General features: G+C 52.8%; 16 protein-coding genes and 1 tRNA gene. 12 read left to right on the forward strand and 5 right to left on the reverse strand.

The genetic code is table 11. The annotated features are described in order from the left end of the window. The first annotated feature begins 141 nt into the window (after window positions 1-141). Both rnt and INT33_RS06180 read left to right on the forward strand, forming a co-directional pair. Window positions 142-810 (forward strand): ribonuclease T, encoded by a 669-nt coding sequence (rnt, locus tag INT33_RS06175; RefSeq protein ID WP_018916024.1) that lies wholly within the window; start codon window positions 142-144, stop codon window positions 808-810. 127 nt (window positions 811-937) lie between these two features. Next, window positions 938-2197: a 6-phosphofructokinase gene (locus tag INT33_RS06180; RefSeq protein WP_018916023.1), complete on the forward strand. Its 1260-nt coding sequence runs from the start codon at window positions 938-940 to the stop codon at window positions 2195-2197. 87 nt (window positions 2198-2284) lie between these two features. Here INT33_RS06180 and INT33_RS06185 read toward each other — a convergent pair whose 3' ends face one another. Further along, on the reverse strand, window positions 2285-4003 hold the full coding sequence (locus INT33_RS06185) for a protein kinase domain-containing protein (RefSeq protein WP_192537911.1): 1719 nt from the start codon (window positions 4001-4003) through the stop codon (window positions 2285-2287). 254 nt (window positions 4004-4257) lie between these two features. On the opposite strand from INT33_RS06185, the gene ppa reads away from it, so the two are divergent. From ppa to purH, 8 genes are all read left to right on the forward strand, one after another. Next, entirely contained in the window at window positions 4258-4788 is a 531-nt protein-coding gene (ppa, locus tag INT33_RS06190) for an inorganic diphosphatase (RefSeq protein ID WP_018916021.1), read from the forward strand. Between the two features lie 175 nt (window positions 4789-4963). Beyond that, window positions 4964-6874: a protein-disulfide reductase DsbD gene (dsbD, locus tag INT33_RS06195; protein ID WP_193091415.1), complete on the forward strand. Its 1911-nt coding sequence runs from the start codon at window positions 4964-4966 to the stop codon at window positions 6872-6874. A gap of 337 nt (window positions 6875-7211) precedes the next feature. Further along, complete coding sequence (gene accB / locus INT33_RS06200; RefSeq protein ID WP_193091416.1) at window positions 7212-7670, forward strand: acetyl-CoA carboxylase biotin carboxyl carrier protein; 459 nt, start codon at window positions 7212-7214, stop codon at window positions 7668-7670. Between the two features lie 30 nt (window positions 7671-7700). Continuing rightward, the gene (gene accC / locus INT33_RS06205; protein WP_193091417.1) at window positions 7701-9041 is read left to right on the forward strand and encodes an acetyl-CoA carboxylase biotin carboxylase subunit; all 1341 of its coding nucleotides are present in this window, start codon (window positions 7701-7703) and stop codon (window positions 9039-9041) included. A gap of 101 nt (window positions 9042-9142) precedes the next feature. Next, complete coding sequence (gene prmA / locus INT33_RS06210) at window positions 9143-10054, forward strand: 50S ribosomal protein L11 methyltransferase (RefSeq protein ID WP_193091418.1); 912 nt, start codon at window positions 9143-9145, stop codon at window positions 10052-10054. A gap of 89 nt (window positions 10055-10143) precedes the next feature. After that, window positions 10144-11184 carry a tRNA dihydrouridine synthase DusB gene (gene dusB, locus INT33_RS06215; protein ID WP_193091419.1) on the forward strand — a complete coding sequence of 347 codons (1041 nt, stop codon included), beginning with the start codon at window positions 10144-10146 and terminating at the stop codon, window positions 11182-11184. Then, window positions 11181-11504: a DNA-binding transcriptional regulator Fis gene (fis, locus tag INT33_RS06220; protein WP_192537917.1), complete on the forward strand. Its 324-nt coding sequence runs from the start codon at window positions 11181-11183 to the stop codon at window positions 11502-11504. The genes dusB and fis overlap by 4 nt, the downstream gene beginning before the upstream one ends. A gap of 49 nt (window positions 11505-11553) precedes the next feature. Then, on the forward strand, window positions 11554-13134 hold the full coding sequence (gene purH, locus INT33_RS06225; protein ID WP_193091420.1) for a bifunctional phosphoribosylaminoimidazolecarboxamide formyltransferase/IMP cyclohydrolase: 1581 nt from the start codon (window positions 11554-11556) through the stop codon (window positions 13132-13134). A 98-nt stretch (window positions 13135-13232) separates the two neighbouring features. Here the strand turns inward: purH and INT33_RS06230 are convergent, their stop codons facing one another. The 4 genes from INT33_RS06230 to INT33_RS06245 form a co-directional block, all read right to left on the reverse strand. Next, window positions 13233-14690 (reverse strand): NAD-dependent succinate-semialdehyde dehydrogenase, encoded by a 1458-nt coding sequence (locus INT33_RS06230; RefSeq protein WP_193091421.1) that lies wholly within the window; start codon window positions 14688-14690, stop codon window positions 13233-13235. Between the two features lie 122 nt (window positions 14691-14812). After that, window positions 14813-15364 carry a GTP cyclohydrolase I FolE gene (gene folE / locus INT33_RS06235; RefSeq protein ID WP_192537920.1) on the reverse strand — a complete coding sequence of 184 codons (552 nt, stop codon included), beginning with the start codon at window positions 15362-15364 and terminating at the stop codon, window positions 14813-14815. Between the two features lie 276 nt (window positions 15365-15640). Continuing rightward, window positions 15641-16615 (reverse strand): serine/threonine protein kinase, encoded by a 975-nt coding sequence (locus INT33_RS06240; RefSeq protein WP_193091422.1) that lies wholly within the window; start codon window positions 16613-16615, stop codon window positions 15641-15643. A 33-nt stretch (window positions 16616-16648) separates the two neighbouring features. After that, on the reverse strand, window positions 16649-17347 hold the full coding sequence (locus tag INT33_RS06245) for a ComF family protein (RefSeq protein WP_226940096.1): 699 nt from the start codon (window positions 17345-17347) through the stop codon (window positions 16649-16651). A gap of 98 nt (window positions 17348-17445) precedes the next feature. Here INT33_RS06245 and INT33_RS06250 point away from each other — a divergent pair. Both INT33_RS06250 and INT33_RS06255 read left to right on the forward strand, forming a co-directional pair. Continuing rightward, window positions 17446-17530 (forward strand) — tRNA-Leu (locus INT33_RS06250). A gap of 180 nt (window positions 17531-17710) precedes the next feature. After that, entirely contained in the window at window positions 17711-18340 is a 630-nt protein-coding gene (locus INT33_RS06255) for a hypothetical protein (RefSeq protein ID WP_193091423.1), read from the forward strand. Window positions 18341-18364 lie beyond the last annotated feature (24 nt).

Here is an 18364-nt window from a genome sequence, read left to right on the forward strand (position 1 = left end):
TAAACCCTGAGTATAGCGTTCTCTATGCCCAGCGAATACCGTCAACGACGCCTTAGCAAGAAAGCTGCTAGAATCACACCACTCAAGAGGCGGCTTGCCGCCCATTTTTGACCGATTACTCGCTTTACTAAGGAGAGCTGCATGAGCGAGGCAATTGCCCGCGAATTAATGGCCCAACGTTTTCGTAGTTATCTACCGGTTGTCATTGATTTAGAAACGGGTGGCTTTAATGCCCAAAGTGATGCCGTGCTTGAGATTGCAGCCGTCACGCTCACCATGGACCCAGAAGGCAATCTGCTGCCTGATGCGACCTATGCCTATCACATCAAACCGTTTGAAGGGGCCAATGTCGAGCAGTCCGCACTGGATTTTACCGGCATCAATCTTGATGACCCGCTGCGCCGACAGGTAGCGCTCAGTGAGTCTGAAGCATTAGGCGAAATTTTCCGGCCCATACGCAAATCGATAAAAGCGCACGGCTGCTCTCGGGCGATTTTGGTTGGCCATAATGCCGCCTTTGATCAAGGGTTTCTCAACGCGGCCGCTAACCGGTGCAACGTTAAGCGTAACCCCTTTCACCCTTTCTCGAGTTTTGATACCGCAACGCTTGCTGGCCTGGTCTATGGGCAGACGGTGCTGGCGCGGGCTTGCCGCGCAGCGGGCATCGAGTTTGATAATAAAGCGGCGCACTCTGCACGCTACGATACCGAGCGCACCGCAGAGCTATTTTGCGCCATGGTTAATCGTTATAAAGATTTGGGTGGCTGGCGTTTAGCCCAGCGTGAGCAAGATCTGGATGATGGCGAATAAGCCGTTCGTTGGATGCAGCCATTATCGCTTTACGCTAAACTTCGCCACCTTGAGGCACCGGTAGTGAACGTATTTAACACTTCCCGCGTGCTCCACTTTTTCGCTTTTCAAGAGATGAGACGTTTCAATGGCTCAGCATAATGCCTTTTACGCCCAGTCAGGCGGCGTTACCGCCGTTATTAACGCTAGCGCCTGTGGCGTTATCGAAGCTTGCCGTCAGGCGCCCGAGCAAATTGGCAAAGTGTATGCCGGTCATAACGGCATCATTGGCGCGTTGACTGAAGATCTTATCGATGTAAGCCAGGAAAGTGACGAATCGATCGCTGCGCTACGCCATACGCCAGGCGGCGCATTCGGTTCTTGCCGCTACAAGCTGAAAGATATCGACACGCACCGTACGCAGTACGAGCGTCTGATCGAGGTTTTTAAAGCCCACGATATTCGCTACTTCTTCTATAACGGTGGCGGCGACAGTGCCGATACCTGCCTGAAGATTTCTCAGCTGTCTGAAAAACTGGGTTATCCGCTGACCGCCATCCATGTGCCTAAAACCGTGGATAACGATCTGCCGATTACCGATAACAGCCCGGGCTTTGGTAGCGTTGCCAAATATATTGCCACCTCTACCCGCGAAGCGTCGCTGGATATCGCGTCCATGTGCGCAACGTCTACTAAAGTATTCGTGCTTGAAGTGATGGGCCGCCATGCTGGCTGGATCGCTGCCGCAGGCGGGCTTGCCGGGGAAGGTGAAGGCGAGCCGCCACATTTGATTATTTTCCCCGAAATTGCCTTCAATCGTAAAGCGGTGATGGCGCGTGTAGAAGAAAGCGTTAAGCAGAACGGTTACTGCGTGATTGTGGTATCCGAAGGCGCGCGCTACGAAGACGGCACTTTCCTGGCCGATGCGGGTAATACCGATGCCTTTGGCCATCGCCAGTTGGGCGGTGTTGCCCCCACGCTAGCCGGTATGATCAAGCAAGACCTGGGCTATAAGTACCACTGGGCCGTCGCAGACTATTTACAGCGTGCAGCACGCCATCTGGCATCTAAAACCGACGTTGAACAGGCCTATGCGGTCGGCCGTGAAGCTGTGACGCTGGCCCTTGCCGGTAAAAACTCGATGATGCCGGCGATTCGGCGTGTTTCTCAATCGCCTTACCAGTGGGATGTCATTTCCGCACCGCTTTCGCAGATTGCCAACCAGGAAAAGTTTATGCCGCGTGACTTTATCAGCGAAAGCGGTTTTGCGATTACCCAGGCATGTCGTGACTACCTCTCGCCGCTGATTCAAGGCGAAGACTTCCCGCCGTTTGAGAACGGTTTGCCCAAAGTGGCTAAGCTCAAGCTTGCCAAAGTGGAACAAAAACTCCCCACTTTCACGCTGTAAGCCAAGCGTATACCAAAACGGGCGATGATTATTTCATCGCCCGTTTTTTATGGTCAGCTATTTTATAACCGTTTTAATATAGCGGCCCTAACGTAGCAGCCACGACAGCACGAGCAGTAACAGCAATACGCCAGCGACACCCTGCCAGAAATGACGCCGAGGCTCCGTGCGGGGTTCATCCCGGGCGGGTAAACGACCAAGCGGCACACGCAGCGCATGTAAAAATTCCGATAGCCGCCTAAAGCGCAGCGCTCGCTGAGGATCCAGTGCGCGTCTTAACGCTTCATCTAACTCAATGGATATTTCAGGGTTCTGGGCACGTGAGCTGCGGTAACTAAGTTCTTCTAAATCCGTATGACTGCGCAATTTGTTAGGCGTGAATTGATACGGCAACGCCCCGGTCAACAACCAATAAGCGGTTGAGGCTAGCGAGTACTGATCGCTGCGGCGTCCAACGCTGTCGCCTAGCGCATACTCAGGCGCGGTATGCTCGTTAAAACCAATTTGGCGCAGCAACTCTCCCGATTGACGGTGGCCATCCGCTTCACGCATATGACATGCGCTAAAATCATTCAGAATCAGCTTCCCATGCGTATCAATCAAGATATTATCCGGGGTAATTTGTTGATGGATAATATCCCGGTGATGCAGTGCCTGAACGGCTTTGCCCAGCTGATTGGCAATATCGAGCCGCTGGACAAGGCTTGCCTGGGGATGCCTTTCGGCCCACTGGCGAAGCGTCTCGCCTTCCACATGCTGCATTAGATAATAAAGATAGCGCCGCGGCCTTGAAGGCTTTATCACTTTGACAATGAAGGGTGAGTTAACCCGCTCCACAATCCATTGCTGAAGTAGAAAATGCTCCAGATAAGCATTACGCAGTGAAAGCTCGGGGCTTGGCGCCTTCATGACCATTTCCCGCTCCGTATGCACATCCCGCACGCGGTAAACCCGAGACTGCGCATTACGTGAAAGCACTTCAATGACTTCCAGACCATCCAAGCGTTCACCGGGGGCAAGCTCGGGCGGAATCGGTAAGTCGCCGTAAATCAGGCTTGGGTCATCCGGCGACTCTTCGGGAAGCTCGTCAATACGCACCAGTTGAAAGCAAAACTGTTCTCCACCGTAGCCACGCTCCTGGGCACGCTGTTTGGCTTCACTGGCCAAGCGCTCGCAGGCAGCATCCAGGTCACTGGCATCCTGGCGAATCAGTCTCACGTAATCTGAGGGCAGCAGCGTGCCGCGCACACCCCGCGTGGTAAATAGAAAAATATCGCCTTGCTTGAGCCCTAGATGGGTGTAATCAATATCCACACTGCCATCCATTCCCAGCGCCCGGGATGGGTAGTGATAGCCGCCGATGTCGGTGACATGATCACGGCTCAGCTGCTCAAACTCAGCGCCACGCAGGCGAAAGACCAGTGTATCGCCCATATGAAACAGATGGGCTTCGCGCTGACGGAAGACCATGACCGACATGGAGGAAACAAAGCCGCCCTCTTTTACATGTTGGCTTTGGCTATAGCACCAGCTGTTCAATGCCCGTAGCACACGAGTTGCCGATGTTTTTGTATCCCAATGGTCGGGTGTGGAAAAGTAGTCTGCCAAAAACCCCCGCACGCTTAAGTCGCCCGCCTGCTTGGCCAGCGTATTGCGTGACACGGAGTCGCTGATAACCGCACAGCCCCCTTTAACTTTCAGTATCGGCGCATCAGGGAAACGCACCGACATGGAGCTGCGATGCAAGCGCCTGTCAGGAGCCACAAACGCTTGACCATAACTGATTAGCAACTGGGCATGCCCCACTCATCCTCCTTGGCTAGCCGCTCAGCATAAATTTCCCAGCCGCTATGATACACGCAACGACTTCAATGCGATGCCCAACTAACGTCACGTTTGCACTGATAAACATGATGCGTCGCTGGCACTTGCACGGTGATACGCCCCTAGCACTATGTTGCATTGGCAATCGTTGAGTCATCTTCGTATAATTCCCGCCTATTCGTGCAACGCATCAATTGCTTAGCCACTGCATCACCCAAGGACTTAAGGACTCAACGATGAACTTCGATAACATCCCTGCTGGAAAGGATTTGCCGAACGATATTTACGTGGCGATCGAGATTCCTGCGAACCACGCTCCGATCAAATATGAAATCGATAAAGACATGGGCGCGCTGCTGGTTGACCGCTTCATGGCTACGCCGATGTTCTACCCCGCCAACTATGGTTTTATCCCGCACACACTGGCGGATGATGGCGATGCGCTGGACGCGCTGGTGGTTACTCCTCACCCGGTAGCGCCTGGCAGCATTATCCGTGCGCGCCCCATCGGCATCCTGAACATGACCGATGAAGCGGGCGAAGATGCCAAGCTTGTGTGCGTACCGCACCCTAAACTCAGCACGCTTTATGATGACATTCAGGAAGTTACCGACCTGCCTGAGCTACTGCGTCAGCAAATTGCACACTTCTTTGAGAACTACAAAGACCTTGAAAAAGGCAAGTGGGTAAAAGTTGAATCCTGGGAAGGCGTCGAAGCCGCACGCAAAGCCATTGAGAAATCAGCGGCTGCTTACCAAAAGGCATAAAGTGAACTAACGCTCACGTTTTGTCTCTATTAATAAGGCCGCCCTCAAGGCGGCCTTATTATTATGCCAAGCCAACGTTTTTTTATCGTGCTGCTGCCCTATTAAAGTGTCCGGTTTTCCCTGCGCAAGATCTATGCAGGTGCTTATCCCGTCACACCGCCGTTAAGGATGTATCGTGTTATCCATCAAACGCTTAAGTTCGCTCTTGCTTCTCTGTTGCCTGCCCCTGGTTGCCCAAGCACAGTGGTTTTCATCTAGCAGTGAAGATGCGTTTTTACCGGTGATGGAGGCGTTTCAGTCCAGCGCCTGGCACGATGGTGAAACGCTTTATGTGGGTATGCAGATTACTCAGGGCTACTACCTTTACCGGCATCAGTTTGCTGTTGAAAGCCAGACGCCGTCGGTAACGCTGGGTGGCTCCGTTCTGCCGGAAGGCACATTTACCACCGACGAATTTTTCGGCGACGTTTACACGTTCCGTGATCAGGTAGTATTCGAAACGCCTCTCGAAAGTGCCTATTCAGGCCCTATTGATATTGCACTCACCTTTCAGGGATGTGCCGATGCCGGGCTTTGCTATCCTCCAGAACGCGTAGACCTTCAGGCGGCAGAATCAGAACCGCCCGCCCAATATGCTGATTGGCTAAGCGAGAATACCAGCCAAGCTGCTGGCAGCGTAAAGTCTGGCAACACGTCAGACCCCGACATGGCCAGTTCATTCTCAAGCTCTGCTTCAAGTTCTGTTTCAAGTTCTGTTTCAAACCCATCTATGGGCACACCACAAAGTGCCGATAGCCGCTTTAGCACGCTTTTAAGCGAGGCAAGCCTGCCATTGGCATTAGGGCTATTTTTTCTTGCAGGGCTTGGTCTTACGTTTACACCCTGTGTACTACCCATGATTCCGATACTTTCCTCTATTATCGTAGGCCAGAATCCGACCAGACCGCGTGCTTTTGTACTTTCGGCAAGCTACGTACTGGGTATGGCCGTCACTTACGCGGTCGTAGGCGTGCTGATGGGGCTTTTTGGGGCTGGACTGAACTTACAGGCGCGCCTTCAGTCGGCACCGGTATTAATCACGTTTGCTGTTTTATTTACGCTATTTGCACTGGCCATGTTTGGCGCCTTCGAGCTGCGCTTTTCACAACGGCTCACTAATCGTATTGATGCTTGGCAGGCACGCGCCCAAAAAAGCGGCCCTGGCGGTCTGGCTTTAGCGGGGGCACTTTCCGTTTTAGTAGTATCTCCCTGTGTAACGGCCCCTTTGGCGGGGGCGCTGGTGTTTATTTCCTCAACGGGCGATGCCGTTATTGGCGGCGCGGTATTGTTTGCCTTAGGCCTAGGGATGGGCTTGCCGCTGTTGCTCGTCGGCACATTTGGCGTAACACTGCTACCCCGCACAGGCGCTTGGATGAATGGCGTTAAAACCGCCTTTGGCCTGTTGCTGCTGGGTGTCGCGGTCTGGATGATCGAGCGCCTGGTTGCAGGGCCTATTGGGCTATTACTTTGGGCGGCCCTGGCTATTGGCAGCGCATTGGTGCTTGGCGCTTTAACGTTAAACCAGCGACCAGGTTGGTCACGTGCCCGGCAAACGCTAGGGCTGATGCTGCTGGCCTGGGGGGTCGCCTTAGTACTGGGCGCAGCTCAGGGCAATAACAATCCCCTGCGCCCGTTAAGCTTCTCAAGCACGTCCGATGCAAGCGCTAATATCGCGCTCGCATTTGCGGAAGTGGATAGCTTGGACGAACTGCAGTCAGCACTTACTCAAGCAGACAATGCCAACCAACCCGCTTTTGTACACTTCACTGCCGAGTGGTGTATCTCATGCAAGGTAATGGAACGTGATGTTTACCCCGACCCACGCGTTGTGGCTGCCCTGGAAGGCTTTACGCTGATTTCAGTCGATGTGACTGATACCACCGCGCAGAGCCGACAGCTGCTAAATCAATACCAGCTATTTGGCCCACCAAGTCTACTGTTTTTTAATCAAGGCAATGAGATACGCACAGCGCGCATTCAGGGGGAAGCCACTGCCAGTGAGCTTGCTGAACATCTTTCGTCATTAAAGCAGTGGTTATCGAGTTAGAAACATAATCCTCTGGATTTTGTCTTTGTAGTTATTGGCCCGCGCTAATAACCGCACACTCTTAGCTAAACGCTGACTAAGCTGACTAGTGCATTAAGGGGATGTAATGTCTTAGCTATCCACTGGACAAGCGCTGGACATGCACTTGTTTTTTCGGCAAACTCCGCTTCCATATTAGTTAAATTCTCAATTTTTTAGCTGTAGAAGGGGTAACGTTCGCTAACATGCAGCGTTCTCTTGTTTTCTTTAATTGGTTTACTGCGCGCCGAACATGCCACATTTCGCTTTACGTTCAGCGTAGCCAGCTCGCAACCTTCAGACATTAATGGGGCTCAGTATGGATATTCGCAAAGTAAAAAAATTGATCGAACTGCTCGAAGAATCAAACATTAGTGAAATCGAAATTCAGGAAGGCGAAGAGTCAGTACGCATCAGCCGCCATCCTAATGGCGCCACTTGGCAGCCCCAGCCAATGCCGCAGTACGGCTACCCGACACAAGCCCCCGCACCAGCCCCCGTTGCTCCAGGCGCTGACATTGAGCCTCAGGGCGCAAGCTTCCGTGGCAATGCCGTTAATTCACCCATGGTCGGCACGTTCTATCGCAGCCCTGCACCCGGCGCTAAATCGTTTGTAGAAGTGGGCGACACCGTTAAACAGGGTGATACCGTTTGCATCGTGGAAGCGATGAAAATGATGAACCAGATCGAAGCCGATCGCGACGGTGTGGTTGAAGCCATCCTGGTGGAAGATGGTGAGCCGGTGGAATTTGATCAGCCCATGATCGTCCTCGCTTAATCTTTCACATCAACACGGGTGGACTCTCCCATGCTGGACAAGGTACTTATCGCGAACCGCGGCGAGATAGCCCTACGTATCCTGCGGGCCTGTAAAGAACTGGGCATCAAAACCGTAGCGGTACACTCTAAGGCCGACCGTGAACTGATGCACGTACGCCTGGCGGATGAAGCTGTGTGTATTGGCCCGGCTTCATCGGCCCAGTCGTATTTAAATATTCCTGCACTGATCAGCGCCGCTGAAGTCACCGACTCAAGCGCGATTCATCCGGGCTACGGCTTTTTGTCTGAAAATGCCAACTTTGCCGAGCAGGTTGAGCGTTCAGGTTTTGCGTTTATTGGTCCGCGCGCTGAAACCATTCGCCTGATGGGCGACAAAGTCAGCGCTATCGAAGCCATGAAGAAAGCCGGTATACCGACCGTTCCCGGCTCTGACGGCCCGCTTGGCGATGATGATGCTTCGAATCTGGCCGCCGGCAAGCGCGTTGGCTATCCGGTAATTATCAAGGCAGCCGCTGGCGGCGGTGGCCGTGGTATGCGGGTAGTGCATTCCCAAGACCAACTGCTTGAAGCGATTAGCATCACCCAAAACGAAGCCCAGGCAGCGTTTGGTGATGGCACGGTCTACATGGAAAAATTCCTTGAGAAACCGCGTCACGTGGAAGTGCAGGTACTTGCCGATGGCCAGGGCAACGCCATCCACCTGTATGACCGGGACTGCTCACTTCAGCGCCGCCACCAGAAAGTATTGGAAGAAGCCCCCGCCCCCGGCATTGAGCCACAAGCACGTGCTGACGTGCTCGAAGCCTGCCGTCAGGCGTGTATCGAAATCAATTACCGCGGCGCAGGTACGTTTGAGTTTCTGTATGAAGATGGCAAGTTCTTCTTCATCGAAATGAACACCCGTGTTCAGGTAGAGCACCCGGTTACTGAAATGGTAACCGGCGTCGATATCGTTAAAGAGCAGCTGCGCATTGCCTCTGGCCTGCCGCTGTCGATTCGCCAGGAAGACGTAAAGCTTAACGGCCATGCGTTTGAGTGCCGGATCAATGCCGAAGATTCGCGTACCTTTATGCCTTCACCGGGTAAAGTAACGCTATTTCATGCGCCGGGTGGCCTTGGCGTTCGTATGGACTCGCATCTTTATACGGGCTATACCGTTCCGCCTCACTACGACTCCTTGATCGGCAAACTGATCACCTGGGGGGCTGACCGCGAAACGGCGCTGACGCGCATGCGCAACGCCCTGGATGAGCTGCTGGTTGAAGGCATCAAGACCAATATCGATCTGCAGAAAGACCTGGTACGCGATAGTCATTTCCGTCAAGGGGGTGTCAACATTCACTACCTGGAAAAGAAACTCGCTGGCTAATTTAGAAATCAGCTAATTTTACTGGTTAGCCGATAGTGATGCCAAACGGGGTGGCTGAGTCCACCCCGTTACCGTTTTTGTTTCTACTGCGGAGACACGCCATGCCCTGGCTTCAACTTAAAGCCCACGTCGCGCCTGAGCAGGCGGAACTACTCGAAGACCTGCTGCTTGAAGAAGGCGCAACGGCCATTGGGCTTCAGGATGCTCACGACGATCCCGTTTTCGAGCCTGAGCGCGGCACCACGCCTTTATGGCAGGATACGATCTTAACCGGCCTGTACGATGATCTTGAAGGCGTTGAGAGCATGCTTATGCGTATAGCAGCGGCTTGGGCTGAGCAGATGCCTGACGAGCCCTGCCCGGCGATTGAGTATGAGCTGCTAGCCGATCGCGACTGGGAACGTGAATGGATGGATGACTTCACGCCACTTCAGATGGGACAGCGGCTCTGGATTGTTCCCAGCTGGCACACCCCACCGCAAGCCGATGCAGTCAACTTGATTCTAGATCCAGGCCTGGCCTTTGGTACCGGCACCCATCCCACCACTGCGCTGTGCCTTGAATGGCTCGATCAGCTAGCGGTTGAGGGCACGCTTGCCGACCAGAACGTGCTGGATATTGGCTGTGGTTCGGGCATTCTGGCGATTGCCGCACTCAAGCTTGGCGCACGCCATGCCGATGGCACGGATATAGACCCCCAGGCGCTGCAAGCAAGCCGCGATAACGCCGAACGTAATCATATTGCTGAACACGATTTAGCGCTTTATTATCCCGAGCAGTTAACTGGCGGCCCCTACCCGGTTGTCACCGCTAATATTTTAGCCGGGCCCTTGGTAGAGCTGGCGCCAATGATCGCTGGACATATCGCACCGAAGGGACGTCTTGCGCTGTCAGGCATTCTTGCCAACCAGGCCCAAGACGTGCTTAGGGCCTACGAATCAGAAGGCATCATGATGGATGAACCCGTCATTCGCGAAGGCTGGGTACGGCTCACTGGCTATCGCCCCGGTTAATCTGCGAAACAGCCTTCATTCCAATCCCGAGTAGGCGTATCATACGCCTCCTTGAAACGACCTACTCGTTATCCAGCAGCGCAATGTCCATGACCATAGCCACGCAACAATCGACAGCCATCGGCCCTTACACGTTGCCCAATCAGGTAATTCTGGCGCCTATGGCCGGCGTTACCGACCGTCCCTTTCGTCAGCTATGCCGACAGCTGGGCGCGGGCTGGGTGGTGGGTGAAATGGTAACCGCCGACCCGAGCCTCTGGCATACGCGCAAGTCACAGCTGCGTATGGACCACCAGGGCGAGCCCGACCCACGCGTAGTCCAGATTGCGGGCGGGGATGCAGAGATGCTTGCTCAGGCAGCTCGGCTAAACGTGGAGCTGGGCGCACAAATTATTGATATCAATATGGGCTGCCCGGCGAAAAAGGTCTGCAACAAGGCAGCAGGATCTGCCCTGTTACGCGATGAAGCCTTAGTAGCGGAAATTCTGGATGCCGTGGTCAAGGCTGTTGAGGTTCCGGTTACGCTAAAAATTCGTACCGGCTGGTGCGCTGAATCGAACAACGGCGTACGTATTGCTCGGCTTGCAGAAGATGCTGGTATTCAAGCACTGGCCGTTCATGGCCGACATCGCGAACAGCGCTATACTGGATGGGCAGAATACGACACGATTGCCGATATTAAATCGCGTCTTTCGATCCCTGTGATTGCCAATGGTGATATTACAAGCCCTGAAAAAGCAGCTGAAGTCCTTCGTTATACCGGTGCAAACGCGGTAATGGTGGGGCGAGGCGCCCAAGGCAATCCGTGGATTTTTAAACAGATCACCCACTATCTCGAACACGGCAAGCAATTAGCATTGCCAAGCCTTGAAGAGCGTCGCCGCGTGCTCCTAGCGCATGTAGCGGCCCTTCATGCGTTTTACGGAGACACAATGGGTGTGCGTATTGCCCGCAAGCATATTGGCTGGTATCTCGAAAGTGACCAGCGCTTTTGCGAGGCAACACGCCGCCAATTGAAACAACAATTTAATGCGTTAATGTTACCTGAAACGCAATTTAATTGGATTAATGACGCGATGGCGCTTGATGCTGACAAGCGTCTGCTAGCTACAGGAAGCCATGCTGCATGAACGAACGCGATTTTCTTTCCAGCGAGTTATCCTCGCGCCTAGCGGGCACGCTCGCTGACCCGGCGGCAAGCGTTCCACCGCAGCCGTTAAGAGAGGCCGTGGAAACCGCCATGCGCCGCTACTTCGAGCATCTCGATGGCAGCCAGGCCACCGACCTGTACGCCATGGTGATGGCCGAAGTAGAAGCGCCGCTGCTCACTTGTGTCATGGAGCATACGGAAGGTAACCAAACACGAGCAGCTGACGTACTTGGATTAAACCGGGGGACGTTGCGCAAAAAACTCAAGCTTTACGGACTTATCGAAGGTGACGCCCCATAACCATGGGGCGTTGTTGTTTTTATTTCCAACTCTGCATATGAGCACTCTAATGGTTGATAGTACTGCTACCCCTGTTCGCCGCGCTCTTTTGAGCGTTTCTGATAAAACCGGCATCGTGGAGTTTGCCCGCGGCTTATCCGAGCGCGGTATCGAGCTGCTTTCTACAGGCGGTACGTTCCGCTTGCTACAGGAAAATGCCATTGCGGTGACGGAAGTTTCCGAACATACCGGCTTTCCTGAAATTATGGACGGCCGGGTAAAAACCCTGCACCCGAAAATTCATGGCGGCATTCTGGCTCGCCGCGGCCAAGACGATGCCGTCATGGCTGAAAACGATATCACCCCGATTGATATGGTCGTGGTTAACCTCTACCCCTTTGCGGCGACAGTAGCCAAGCCTGACTGCAGCCTGGAAGATGCTATCGAGAATATCGATATCGGTGGCCCGACCATGGTGCGCGCTTGCGCTAAAAACCACGCGTATACCACCATCGTGGTTAATGCCGACGATTATGCCCGCGTGCTTGCAGAGCTTGCGACCAATGATGGTCAAGTGAGCACTGCCACGCGCTTTGACCTTGCGGTAAAAGCCTTTGAACATACCGCAGGCTATGACGGCGCTATCGCGGATTATTTGGGTCGCAAGGTTAATGAGAGCGACGCGACCTTTGCGCGCACGTTTAATCTGCAGCTGCATAAAAAGCAGGACATGCGCTACGGCGAAAACCCGCATCAGCAGGCGGCTTTTTACGTTGATCCTTCCGCCTCGGAGCCCAGCGTTGCTACGGCCACCATGCTCCAGGGCAAACCGCTCTCGTTCAATAACGTGGCTGATACCGATGCGGCCTTTGAATGCGTAAAAGCGTTTGATGAAACGGCCTGCGTGATTGTTAAACACGCTAACCCGTGCGGCGTCGCGATTGGTGCCACCGCGCTAGAGGCTTACGACAAAGCGTTTGCGACCGACCCCACCAGCGCCTTTGGCGGCATTATTGCCTTCAACACGCCTTTAGAAGCTGATACCGCCCGTGCCATTGTTGACCGCCAGTTTGTTGAGGTCATTATCGCGCCTGGGGTAAGCGATGAAGCGGTTGCGATTATCGCCGAGAAGAAAAACGTTCGCCTGCTGGATGTAAGCGCTCATTGGCCTGGAGAAACCCAGCCCGCATTTGATTTCAAACGGGTCAACGGTGGCCTGCTGGTACAAGAGCGTGACCAGGGTATGGTGACGCGTGAAGAGATTACCGTGGTAAGCGAGCGCGCGCCCTCAGAACAGGAGCTGCGCGATTTGGCATTCGCATGGCGCGTGGCCAAATTCGTTAAATCAAACGCCATTGTTTACGCCAAAGCTGGCCAAACGATCGGTGTCGGTGCAGGCCAGATGAGCCGCGTGTACTCGGCCAAAATTGCGGGTATTAAAGCGGCCGATGAAAACCTGTCCGTACCGGGTTCAGTCATGGCGTCTGACGCTTTCTTCCCGTTCCGTGACGGTATTGATGCAGCCGCCGCCGCGGGCATCACCGCCGTCATTCAGCCGGGCGGCTCGATGCGTGATCAGGAAGTAATTGACGCCGCCAATGAAGCGGGCATTGCCATGGTCTTCACCGGCATGCGCCATTTCCGCCACTAAACAGTAGTGTAATAAATGCGCTAGATAAACAAAAGCCTCGCAAGCACCGCCTGCGAGGCTTTTTTTAACGGCAACAAGCCTGCGATATTCTACTCATGTTAGCCAAGATCAATACACAGGTACTTGGTTTCCAAATACTCTTCCAAGCCTTGATGACCGCCTTCGCGCCCTAAGCCTGACGCTTTGACCCCGCCAAACGGTGCCGACGCATTGGAAATAAGGCCGGTGTTGATCCCGACCATGCCATATTCCAGCGCTTCAGCAACGCGCCAAACTCGCGAGAGATCCCGAGAATAGAAGTAAGACGCCAGCCCATACTGGGTGTCGTTGGCCATTTCAATGGCGGTTTCTTCATCATCAAAGGGGAAAACAGCGGCTAAGGGACCAAAGGTCTCTTCCTGGGCTACCTTCATGTTTTCCTTTGCAAAGCTGATAAGTGTAGGCGTGAAGAAATTGCCACCCAGAGGATGAGGGTGACCGCCCAACAATAGCTCAGCCCCCTTATCAAGCGCGTCTTGAACATGCTCGCTGACTTTCTTGACCCCATCTTCATCAATCAGCGGGCCAATATTAATATTCGGCTGCGTGCCATCACCCACGTTTAGCTCGCTGTTCATGGCTACTGCTAGCTTTTCACAAAATGCATTAATGACGCTGGACTGAACTAAAAAGCGGTTAGTGCAGATACAGGTTTGCCCCGCATTGCGGAACTTGGCAGCCATCGCACCTTCAACGGCAGCATCTAAATCAGCATCTTCAAAAACAATAAACGGTGCGTTACCACCAAGTTCCAGCGAAATTTTCTGTACATGCTCTGAGGCCTTCGCCATCAGCGTTCGGCCCACTTCGGTGGAACCGGTGAAAGTAATTTTGCGGACTTTAGGTGACTGAGTGAGCGCTTCGGCAATTTCACCGGCGCGACCCGGCACCACATTAAAGACGCCGCGCGGTATGCCTGCACGCTCAGCCAATAGCGCTAATGCTGTCGCGGAGAACGGCGTTTGACTGGCAGGCTTGATCACAATAGTACAACCCGCTGCTAAAGCAGCACCGGCCTTGCGGGTAATCATCGCCGCCGGGAAATTCCAGGGGGTAATCGCGCCTACAACGCCAACCGGCTGCTTGGTAACCATGATGCGCTGGTTTGACTTCGAGGCAGGGATGGTCTCGCCGTATACACGCCGGGCTTCTTCGGCAAACCAGCGCAGAAAACTCGCCGCATAGGCAATTTCACCTTCGGCTTCTTTCACCGGCTTGCCCTGCTCAAACGTCATCAGCAGCGCAAGATCATGCTGATGCTCAAGCATTAAATCGTGCCACTTGAGTAGAAGATCAGCGCGCTCCTGCGCGGTTAACGAACGCCATGCGGGTAAAGCGGCGTCGGCTGCATCAATCGCACGCTCAGTTTCCGCTTTGCCTAAGCGGGGCATGTCCCCCACCGGCTTGCCCGTGGCGGGGTTAATAACGTTAATTTGTTCTCCACTGTCAGCGGCTACCCAACTGCCGTCGATATAGGCAAAGGGGCAATACAGCTGTGTCTCTTTTAACGCTTCCATGACAGACTCCTGGCCAAAAGATGGCCCTGTGGGCTCATATTTACGCTTTCATGCTAAGACGAAACCACGTAATTAACCAAGTGTTTGGCCAATATCGCCACTCTGACCATGGAAACGCCATCTTAATTAATCAGCGTTAAAAACTCCTGACGCGTGGCGGGGTTATCACGGAACCCACCCAGCATTACCGATGAAGTCATGCTTGAGTTCTGCTTTTCTACGCCACGCATCATCATGCACAAATGCCGCGCTTCCACCACGACAGCCACCCCTTTCGCCCCGGTCACCTGCTGGACAGCATCGGCAATTTCACGGGTCAGACTTTCCTGAATCTGCATACGCCGCGCATACATATCGACAATACGTGCAAATTTAGAAAGCCCTAACACTTTGCCATCCGGTAAATAGGCAATGTGGCATTTACCAATGAAGGGTAATAAGTGGTGCTCACACATAGAGTAAAGCTCTATATTTTTTACCAGCACCATCTCATCGGTCTTGGATTCAAAAACCGCTCCGTTAATGATTTCTTCGAGCGATTGCTGATAGCCTGCGTTTAAAAACTGCATGGCCTTAGCTGCGCGCTTAGGCGTATCCCGCAGCCCTTCACGATCAGGATCTTCACCAAGTGCAGTAATAATTTGGCGATAATGCTGGGCGATGTCATCGGTCATATCAAGTCTCACTAAAACGGTGCCTGTCTACTCGATGCAACTGCTCATCGTGGCAATTCCATCGACAAGCCAAGCATCCTAAGCAGTGCCTAAGCCCTTTATTCATAAGTTATGCAATATGAAGTCAGTAAAAAGCTAATGCAAATTAATATAAGTATTAAAAAAACGCGTTATCAAATTATTTTAACGCACCTAATCGCTATGTGGCAGATGGCAACGACTTTTAAAACGGTAATTACGCCGCTCTTAAGCTGTCTGGAGCTTTTAAATAAATGCTTAAGCCAGCCATATAGGACGCTCAAGCTGCAAACACTGCTGCTCTAGCTGACGAATGTGCTGATCCCAGTAACCGCTTTCGGCCATCCAGGGAAAAGCCCGTGGAAACGCAGGATCGTCCCAGCGCGACACCAGCCAAGAACTATGCCGAATCAATCGATAGGCCCTTAATGGTTCAATTAACGACATCTGATCATGAGGAAACGGCTGCGACTCCTCATACCCTTCACTGATTTCATTAAGCTGTGCTCGCCAGCCGTCGGGGTCGTCGGTCGGCAGCAACATCCAGATGTCCTGAATGGCGGGCGCCATCAGGCAGTCATCAAAATCAACTAGGGTAAATTGCTCATCCCGCCCCAGCACGTTACCCAAGTGGCAATCACCATGGCAACGCATTAACGAAGCGGAATCGAGCGCTTTAGATGCCAGCAGCCGCTGCATTTTTTCAACCACCGATTGATAAGCACGCTGCTGGAATTGACTCAGCCACTGGCTCTGAACGACCCGCTGGCGGGCATTTTCTATTCCGCTTTCAAGCACTAGTTGAGGGCGATGCTGAAAAGCTTTGCGGTGCGCTACTTTATGCAGCCGCCCTAACACTTCGCCCAGCGCATAAAGATGCGCGGGGTTATCGAGCTCCGGTGCCTGACCTGCACATTGACGAAAAAGCGTAAAACGAAAACCGGCGTAGCGATGCAACGACTGCCCTTCACTATTGCGCCAAGGCGCCACTACCGGCACCCCCGCTTTATCAAGCTCCTGTAAAAAATCATGCTCTTCTTGAATAGCGGCATCCGACCAGCGCTCTGGACGATAAAACTTTATCACCCAGCTTCGTGCTTCATCATCACGAAACATCAATACACGGTTTTCATAGCTATTAAGCGCAAAAGGCTCGCCGGCTGGCCAAATATCGACAGATTCGGCCGCCGACATGACCGTATCAGGCGACAGTGCACTGAAAAGATGTGACATAAATCGCTCCTGAGTAACCAAACGCCTATCTTATCAACTATTGCCTAGCGGCGTTCTGGCAACAGCCCAGATGTCTACATGCATTGCGCCAGCCTTTTGGGCAACCCTTGCCAGCGCGTTGGTAGTGGCCCCGGTTGTGACAACATCGTCAATCAGAGTTATATGCGCGGGAAGCGGCCCTTTTATGCTGAAAGCGCCACGTAGATTAGCCGCTCGCTCCTGTCGGTTTAGCGTACGTTGCGAAGCTACTAGCTTGTGACACTCAGCATTGAGCAGTTCAAGGCCTGTCCGTCTGGCTAGCTGCTCTGCTAGCCAGTACGCCTGATTAAACCCTCTCTCTCGCGCCCGCTGATGGTGCATTGGCACAGGCAGTAACGCAGAACCCAAAAGATCGGGCTTATTCACTAACATCAACTCCACCAGAAGCATCCCCGCTCGAGGCGATGCATTAAATTTAAAATCATGCATAAGCTCTTTAATCGAGGACTGATAGAGCAGGCTCACATGAGCACGTTTGATAGGCGGTGGTTCCATCAGGCAGTGACCGCATAGCGATTGCGCCGGTTGGCGTAGTGGTTCGCCACACCGTGTGCAGCAAAGCGTATTCCAAGGCAGATCAGCCAAACAGTCGCGACACCACCCCACACCATCGTGGGCGGGCATCAGGCAAAAGGCACAATATCCCGGCAGGGCTTTTTGCAACCCTCGATGCACCCGTTGCCACCCTTTCATTAACCTCATACAGCTCCTTAGTTGAGCAATGCCTGACAACTATGTTGTTTAAAGCGTTGACATTATCCATAAATTTGATAATATACGTCTCGTCTTCTGCGGATGTGGTGGAATTGGTAGACACGCTAGATTTAGGTTCTAGTGCCGTAAGGTGTGGGAGTTCGAGTCTCCCCATCCGCACCAATTTTAGTTAGTTATCTCATTTTTATTATATTCCTATCAATCGGTAAGCATATGCTTACCGATTTTTTTATGTTTTTTTCATCCCTATTCACCACCTCCCCCTTTAGCTAACTTCTGCTAACCTTTTAGCAACGTTAGTGTTTTGCAATTCGGCATCTTGCCTTGAGAAGGATCTCAATTATGGAATGGCTCAACGAGCACGCACAGGCAATCTCCGCTGCTAGCAGCATCCTCACCTTATTTGTTTGGGTTTTTTATGCTCAATTGCTTTATGGCGGCTATGCGCGCCAACGTCGGCCTCGGATTATTATTAACCGAGGTAAAGGAATAGGCTTGGATGCGCTTTGCTTAGTTAGCAATATGAGCAACGAAGCCATTTACGTTCAGCATCTTGTTGCGGTTCTACATACCAAGGAGCAAAGCTACCAGCTTGATATCGTTGAATATCAACAACAGGGCGATGAAGATGAAGAGGTAGATTACCGCACGCACCAAGGACCGCTTAGCTCAGGTGATTACATTCACATCCAGTCCTTTGAATCGATCATCAAACGATTAACCCAGTATTGGGACTTGGATGAAGATGCCATCAAACAGCAGGAGCTGTTGCTTGAGATACGTGTTATTGCCATCTACGGCTCAGAGGATATGCCGATTGGCGCTTCACGGCGTTTTCATTTGAATCTATCCGCCGAGCCTGTTGGCCAACTCACCCCCTCCAGCGTGGATACTCACCGTATGAACAGCCGACGCGATCGAAAACGCGTGCTAAAGTGGGCGAAGGATATAGAAATACACAAAGCTTCCTAAGCCTAAGCTAGCGCTTCATATAAT

Origin of the sequence: Halomonas colorata (assembly GCF_014897985.1) — a bacterium.
GTDB lineage: Bacteria > Pseudomonadota > Gammaproteobacteria > Pseudomonadales > Halomonadaceae > Vreelandella > Vreelandella colorata.

Excerpts from the sequence above, each read along its gene's own strand:
- INT33_RS06245 (WP_226940096.1), bottom strand. The coding sequence starts at position 17,347 with ATGAAAGGGTGGCAACGGGTGCATCGAGGGTTGCAAAAAGCCCTGCCG.
- folE (WP_192537920.1), bottom strand. The coding sequence starts at position 15,364 with ATGACCGATGACATCGCCCAGCATTATCGCCAAATTATTACTGCACTT.
- INT33_RS06255 (WP_193091423.1), top strand. The coding sequence starts at position 17,711 with ATGGAATGGCTCAACGAGCACGCACAGGCAATCTCCGCTGCTAGCAGC.
- ppa (WP_018916021.1), top strand. The coding sequence starts at position 4,258 with ATGAACTTCGATAACATCCCTGCTGGAAAGGATTTGCCGAACGATATT.
- accC (WP_193091417.1), top strand. The coding sequence starts at position 7,701 with ATGCTGGACAAGGTACTTATCGCGAACCGCGGCGAGATAGCCCTACGT.
- INT33_RS06230 (WP_193091421.1), bottom strand. The coding sequence starts at position 14,690 with ATGGAAGCGTTAAAAGAGACACAGCTGTATTGCCCCTTTGCCTATATC.
- fis (WP_192537917.1), top strand. The coding sequence starts at position 11,181 with ATGAACGAACGCGATTTTCTTTCCAGCGAGTTATCCTCGCGCCTAGCG.
- accB (WP_193091416.1), top strand. The coding sequence starts at position 7,212 with ATGGATATTCGCAAAGTAAAAAAATTGATCGAACTGCTCGAAGAATCA.
- INT33_RS06240 (WP_193091422.1), bottom strand. The coding sequence starts at position 16,615 with ATGTCACATCTTTTCAGTGCACTGTCGCCTGATACGGTCATGTCGGCG.
- dusB (WP_193091419.1), top strand. The coding sequence starts at position 10,144 with ATGACCATAGCCACGCAACAATCGACAGCCATCGGCCCTTACACGTTG.
- rnt (WP_018916024.1), top strand. The coding sequence starts at position 142 with ATGAGCGAGGCAATTGCCCGCGAATTAATGGCCCAACGTTTTCGTAGT.
- purH (WP_193091420.1), top strand. The coding sequence starts at position 11,554 with ATGGTTGATAGTACTGCTACCCCTGTTCGCCGCGCTCTTTTGAGCGTT.
- prmA (WP_193091418.1), top strand. The coding sequence starts at position 9,143 with ATGCCCTGGCTTCAACTTAAAGCCCACGTCGCGCCTGAGCAGGCGGAA.
- INT33_RS06180 (WP_018916023.1), top strand. The coding sequence starts at position 938 with ATGGCTCAGCATAATGCCTTTTACGCCCAGTCAGGCGGCGTTACCGCC.